At 61.4% G+C, this 7,036-nt stretch carries 1 protein-coding gene; it reads left to right on the top strand.

What is annotated here, in order from left to right; translation table 11 throughout:
• The coding region (locus HDE76_RS20430; RefSeq protein WP_184510213.1) for a non-ribosomal peptide synthetase at positions 1-7,036 on the top strand (7,036 nt) is incomplete at both ends.

The following is a 7,036-nucleotide window of genomic DNA, read 5'->3' as shown; positions in this document are numbered from 1 at the left end:
CCGCATGGACGGTGGTGCTCAGCCGTCTGTCGGGACAGGACGATCTGGTGGTGGGTACACCGACGGCCAATCGCGGTCGGCCGGAGACGGAAGGGTTGATCGGCTTCTTCGTCAACACGCTGGCGTTGCGGTTGCGCCCGGACGAGGCCGGCACGGTGGCCGGTCTGCTCGGTCATGTGCGGCAGGTGACGTTGGCGGCGCAGGATCATCAGGACCTGCCGTTCGAGCAGGTGGTCGAGATCGCCCAGCCGCCGCGTCGGCTCGATCACACGCCGCTGTTCCAGGTCATGTTCGCTTGGCAACCATCGTCTTGGACGATAACGGACATGACCGGTATCGAGGTCGAGGCGATGCCTACGGGGAATGGCACATGCCGTTTCGACCTTGAACTGATTTTGCAGGAAGACGGTTCCGAGGTTCGCGGCATCCTCAATCATGCGACGTCGCTTTACGACGTGTCGACTATGCAACGCCACGTCGATTACCTGATGACGGTGCTTCGCGCGATGACCGTCGACGGCGCGAGTTTGTCGTCGATCGACATGCTCAGTGAGGCGGAGCGAGCGCAACAGACCGCGTGGAACGCGACCGAAGCGCCGTACCCTAGCGACACCGGTATCCATGCGCTGATCGAAGCTCAGGTACGGCGCACACCCGAGGCCATCGCCGTGCGGCAAGGTGACGACACGCTTACGTATGCCGAACTGGATCGCAAGGCCAATCGGCTTGCGTGTCGTCTGCTCGAACATGGTCTGCAACACGGCGAGGTGGTCGCGGTATGTCTGGCGCGCACACTGGATCTTGTGGTGGCCTATCTCGGTATTCTGAAAGCCGGCGGTGCTTATTTGCCGCTCGATCCGTCCCATCCTGCCTCGCGGCTCTCGCAGACCTTGGACGATGCGATGGTTCGTGTCGTACTCGTCGATCCGGCAGGCCTTGCCGCTTTCGCCGAAACATCCTTGCACGGCCGTCTAGCTTTGAACGTGGGCCAGGACAACGGCGACGCATCGATAACATTCACGCCGAGGAACATCGACGCGCGCGACCTGGCCTATGTGATCTACACATCGGGATCGACGGGACGTCCGAAGGGTGTGATGATCGAACACCGATCGCTGGTAGCGCTCACCGCGTGGCACTGCCAAGCGTTCGATCTGCGGCCAGGCATGTTTGCCAGCGCCATGGCGGGTCTGGCATTCGACGCGAGCACCTGGGAAATCTGGCCGACGCTCGTCAGCGGTGGTTGTCTGTTGTTTCCGCCTGCTGCGTCGTTGGGTGACTTGCAGGCCATGTTGCGTTGGTGGATCGGTTCGCCAACACAAATCGGTTTCCTCACCACATCGCTGGCCACGACTGTGCTGGCGGAAGGTGATTATCCGCCGCAGTTGGAGACGCTTCTCATTGGCGGCGATCGTTACACCGATTCGTCGGCTTCATTGCCGCGGGGTCTGCGTCTGGTCAACAACTATGGGCCAACCGAAACGACCGTCGTCGCGACCTCCGGAGATATCGATACAGCGACCGGTCGTTCCACTATCGGAAGAGCCATCGCGAATACGCGTATCCACATTCTCGATAAGCATGGACATTCGGTGCCATGCGGCACGGTCGGTGAGATGTACATCGGCGGCGTGGGTGTGGCGCGTGGCTATCTCGGCAATGCCGAGCTGACGGATGAGCGCTTTATCCACGATCGGTTCTCCGCAAATCCTGGCGAACGGCTCTATCGCACGGGCGATCTTGCACGCTTCTTGCCGGATGGCAGCCTCGCTTTCCACGGTCGCAACGACGACCAAGTGAAAATCCGTGGCTATCGCGTGGAGCCTGGCGAGATCGAGGCATGTCTGAAGAGCCATCCGTGGGTTCAGGATGCCGTTGTCGTCACCCGATCAGATGCCGTGGGGACCTTGGTGCTGGTCGCTTTTGTCGTCGGCACATCTGGGCACGATGTCCTTGTAGACGAGCTCGCGCGGCATGCACGATCGCATCTGCCGTCGTACATGATCCCTGCCGCTATCTTGCTACTCGATGGCTTGCCGATGACGGCAAATGGGAAAGTGGATCGGCGCGCGCTGCCATCGACGGAACTCACGCTGTCATCGATGCCCGAGGGCGACGTGCCGGAGCCAGGGCTGGAGCTGTTGGTCGCAACGGCCTGGGCCGGCCTGCTCGACGGCGTGAAAATCGCAAGGCAGACGGACTTCTTCGAAAGCGGAGGGCATTCGCTTCTTGCACTCCGGTTCGTCGGCATGCTCGGACGCGAACTCGGCGTACACATTCCAATGAGCGCGCTTTTCGCTCACCCGCGACTGATCGACTTCGCGGCTGCACTCGCGCCGCTGCTCGCTCCCGATCAGCGCCATGAACATGCATCCACGGTCATCGAACGTCGCACGGATTCGCTGCCGTTGGCGTCGTTCGCTCAGCAGGCAATGTGGCTCACCTCGCAGACGGAGCATGGCCACGCCGCCAGCCACATCGTAGCCGTGCTACGGTTCTCAGGCGACCTGAATACGCAGGCGCTGCGCGCAACTTTGAACACGATCTACGCGCGTCACGATGCGTTGCGCACAACCTTCGTGTTTCGGGCGGGTGCGCTGGTGGCGAAAGTTTTGCCTGCCGGGGAAGACTTTCCGTTGGCCGAGATCGACCTCGCCGCCAACGGCTACGACGAAGCGGGTCTGGCCGCTGTCCTCGCGCGTGAATCCGGGCGCCGCTTCGATCTGGCTAGTGGGCCACTGGTTCGCGCATGTTTGGTTCGCACGAGCGATCATGAGCACGTATTTCAACTCGCGCTGCACCACATCGTCTGCGATGGTGGATCCATGGATATTCTCGTGCGGGATATCGAGCAGCTCTACCTCGCGAACGTGACCGGACAGATTGCTTCGCTTGACCAGCCACTTCTTCGTTACGTCGACTTTGCGGCATGGGAAAGCGAGCAGTGGAGTACTGGGCACCTTGCGACGCAGGCACGTTACTGGACTTTCCTGCTGAGGGACGCGCCACCCACGATCGCGCTACCGACCGACCGTGCGCCGCTTGCCGTGCGCACACATCCGGCCAGACAGTCGGCGGTGTGCATTCCGCAGGCATGTGTAGAGCGCTTGAACAATGTCGCGAGGCGACATGGAACGACTCTGTTTGCGACGGTGCTCGCTGCGTGGTGGGCGGTTCTCGCTCGACTCTCGGGTCAGTCGGATATCGTCATCGGCACGCCGTCATCGCAACGACGTCGACCGGAAATCGCCAACGTCGTCGGCCTACTGATCAACACGCTGCCGTTGCGAATCGTCGCCGACGAGGACGCCACGCTGGCTGAGGTCGTCGAACAAGCCGCGCGAGCGACTCGTGATGCGCTTGACCATCAGGACGTGCCGTACGACAAGGTGGTGGAAATGCTCCGCAGCGAGGGCCGTGACGCGCAGGCATCGCTGTTCCAGGTAATGATCTCGTGGCAGGGTGCGATGCGCGTGCCACCGCTTCTGCCTGGCCTGGCTGTCGAGATCGTCGACACGCCGGAGACGTTTCTCCGCTACGACCTCGAACTCGATTTGCGCGAGGAGGGCGGCGCTGTTGTCGGCGCGCTTGGCTATGACGCCGAACTGTTCGACGAAGCGCGCATCGCGCGCCACCTGGGTTACTTCCAGCGCATGCTCGCTGCGCTCGCTGGGGACGATCAGGCCCGCTATGCGCAGGTGGATATCCTGGATGTAGCGGAACGCGAAAGTCTGCTCGGCGAGGCGATCGGCGGCGGCTTGTCGTCCAATCTGCCGAGCGGTATCCATCGGGTCGTCGAAGATCAGGCGCTTCGCGATGGGAGCGCCGTGGCGATTATGGATGGCGACGTCCACTTGACTTACCTCGAACTGGACGCACGGGCCAATCGTTTTGCCAGGTATCTCAGCGGCCTTGCTCCGATACATGGTCGACCGGTCGCGATCTGCATGGAACGCTGCGCGGACATGATCGTCGCCGTTCTTGCCGTGCTCAAGGCGGGTGGCTTCTACGTACCCATCGATTCGAATTATCCCGCACAGCGAATCGCGGACATCATCGACGATGCTCGTCCGGATATCGTGGTGACCGATGCGCGCCATAGAGCGCAGCTCTCGACCGTGGTTCCGATGGTGGCGATGGACGGAATGCCGCGTCCATGGGATGCATGTCCTGCTACACCACTCGACGAACGGACTACATCGCCGCACGATCTCGCCTATGTCATTTACACCTCGGGTTCGACCGGTATCCCGAAGGGCGTCATGGTGGAGCACGCCTCTGTCGTGCGTCAGATCGAAACAGTGCGGCGCACGTATGAGCTTGGCTCGGCCGATCGCTATCTCCAGTTCTCGTCGCTGGCATTCGATGTTTCGGTCGAAGAAATATTCGGTGCGCTCAGCAGCGGCGCCTGCCTCGTGCTGCGAACCGACGAGAGTATTTCGTCACCGCAGGCTTTCGATGCTTTCTGCAATACCCACGCGATCACCATCGCCAGCTTGCCGACCGCGTTCTGGTCGGGCATGGTCTCGCATTGGGCGTCGCCGGGCAGGGGGTTGCCATCGAATTTGTCTCGCATCGTTATCGGCGGCGAAGCGGTAAGCGCTCCCGCACTGAAGGCATGGTTCGCGATCGGCCATCATCTGCCTCGTGTGTTCAATGCCTACGGGCCGACGGAAACGACCATCAACGCGACGATTCGCCGAGTCGATGCGTCAGGCGCTTGGCACTCCATTGGTAAGGTGGTGGACCACGGACGACTCTATCTACTCGACCGTCATCGATCACTCGTGCCGATGGGAACGGTGGGCGAAATCCACGTTGGTGGCGACATCCTTGCACGCGGTTATCACGGCCGACCGGCGCTGACGGCCGAGCGATTCGTTGCCGATCCATTCCGAGCGACGGGCGATGCTCGCATGTATCGCACAGGCGACCTTGCGCGCCGACTTCCCGATGGTGAGATCGAATACCTCGGACGCAACGACAACCAAGTGCAGATTCGAGGGCACCGCGTCGAACTCGGAGAAATCGAAGCCGTTCTAGGTGATTGCGCGTGGGTCGATCAAGTGATGGTCGATGTCGTGGCACACAACGATCAGAGTGAACGCATCGCACCACGCATCGTCGCCTATGTCGAAGCGAGTTCGACCGGTCATGCTTTGAGCGAACCGCTGCCGGCGATCCTGAAAAGCTATCTGGCGACGCGCCTGCCGAGCTACATGTTGCCCAGCGTTTTCGTGGCTGTCGCGACGTGGCCTTTGACGGTGAATGGCAAGATCGACAAAGCGCGATTGCCATCGATCGAGGAAGCTGACGTCGGCTCGGCGCCGTTCGAAGAACCGCAAGGCGTTGTGGAGCAGGCGATCGCTGCAATCTGGCGCGATCTCCTCGGGCTGTCCGTAGTCGGACGCCATGCTGGATTCTTCGAGATCGGCGGTCATTCGTTGCTCGCCGTGCAGATGCTCGGCAGGGTGTGCGACCGTTTCGGCTGCTCGATTGCGATGTCGCGCCTGTTCGCTGCGCCGACGGTGGCGTTGCTGGCCGAGGAGGTCAATTTCGCGGCGATGAGCAATGAGGAAGCAAGCGTTGACGAGGCTTCCGAGCTGGGGCTGCGGCTTACTTCTGCGCAACAGCGCCTCTGGTTGCTCGAGGCTGGTGCGGACGTCGGTTCGAGTTATCACATGCCGGTGGCCTGCCGTTTGCACGGTGCGCTGGATATCCATGCGTTTCGCAAAAGCCTCGACCGCCTGTACGCGCGGCACGACGTACTGAGGACGGTGATTACCGAACAGGACGGTCTGCCTGTCGTGTCGCTGCTCGATGCATCGATGGGCTGTCCGCTGGCGATATCGCACGTGACGCGGGCTAACACCGAAGCGATCGCCGAGTTGTGCCTGGAAGAATATGGCCGTCCATTTGACCTCTCCTGCGAGCCACCGCTGCGCGCAGCGTTGATCGGTTTGCCCGATGGCGATCATCTGTTTTTGCTGACGCTCCACCATCTGGTAGCCGACGCCACGACCTTGCATATCGTCATGAGCGAGTTGTCCGCGCTGTATGCCGCTGCGCCGGAGGGTGGGTCTGATCCGCTGCCTCCTGTCGTCGCGACGTCGTTCGATCATGCGATGTGGGAAGCGCGTTGGTCGCGCTCCTCCGCGCGTCGTGTCGCTGTCGATTACTGGAAAGGCGTTCTCGTCGGTTCTCCGCCTGCGCTCGACTTGCCCTTGGATCGTCCGCGCATGGCACGCCGGGAACATGAGGCTGCGTTCGTGCCGATCGTTCTCGACAAGACGCTCACTTCGGGTCTCCGCGAGCTTGCTCGGCGCAGTGGTGCTACGGTCTTTATGGCCATGCTCGGTGCATGGTCCGTTGTGCTATCGCGACTCGCCTCGCAGAGCGACATTGTGATCGGCACGCCGGTGTCATCCCGCACGCGTGCGATGTGGGAGGATACGGTCGGTTGCTTCGTCAACACGCTGCCGTTACGCATCAATCTCCACGATGCGCCGACGCCGCAGACGCTTATCGAACGTGTGCGCGATACGACGCTGGCTGCGTTCGATCACGCGCAGTTACCGTTCGAAGCGATCCTGGCCGCTTCAGGAGCGGTGCGTCACGCTGAGATATCACCTTTGTTTCAGGTGATGTTCGTGTGGGAGCAGAATGCCGACGCTCTGCCAGAGTTGGCCGGTCTGACCGTCGAGCGGATCGACGTCGATTATGCTTCGAGCAAGTTCGATCTCGAGCTTGTCCTGTCCGATCGTGGAGACACCATCGAAGGCGGATTGAACTTCGCCACAGCGTTGTTCGATAGATCGACTATCACTCAGCATGTCGGCTATCTGCTTACCGTGCTTAGTGAGATGGTGCGCGATGCATCGCAGCCGCTCGGGACATTGCGCCTGTTGGCTGCCGATGAATACCACGAGCTGATCGAACACCTGAACGCGACCACAGCGGTGTATCCCGAAGGGCGGTGTCTGCACGAGCTGTTCGAGTTGCAAGTAGCGCGGGTACCGCAGGCGCACGCCCTGAT

It is taken from the genome of Rhodanobacter sp. ANJX3, assembly GCF_014200755.1.
Taxonomy (GTDB): Bacteria; Pseudomonadota; Gammaproteobacteria; order Xanthomonadales; family Rhodanobacteraceae; genus Rhodanobacter.
Note: the sequence above shows the minus strand (reverse complement) of the source record. Positions and strands in the feature narration are given on the sequence as shown.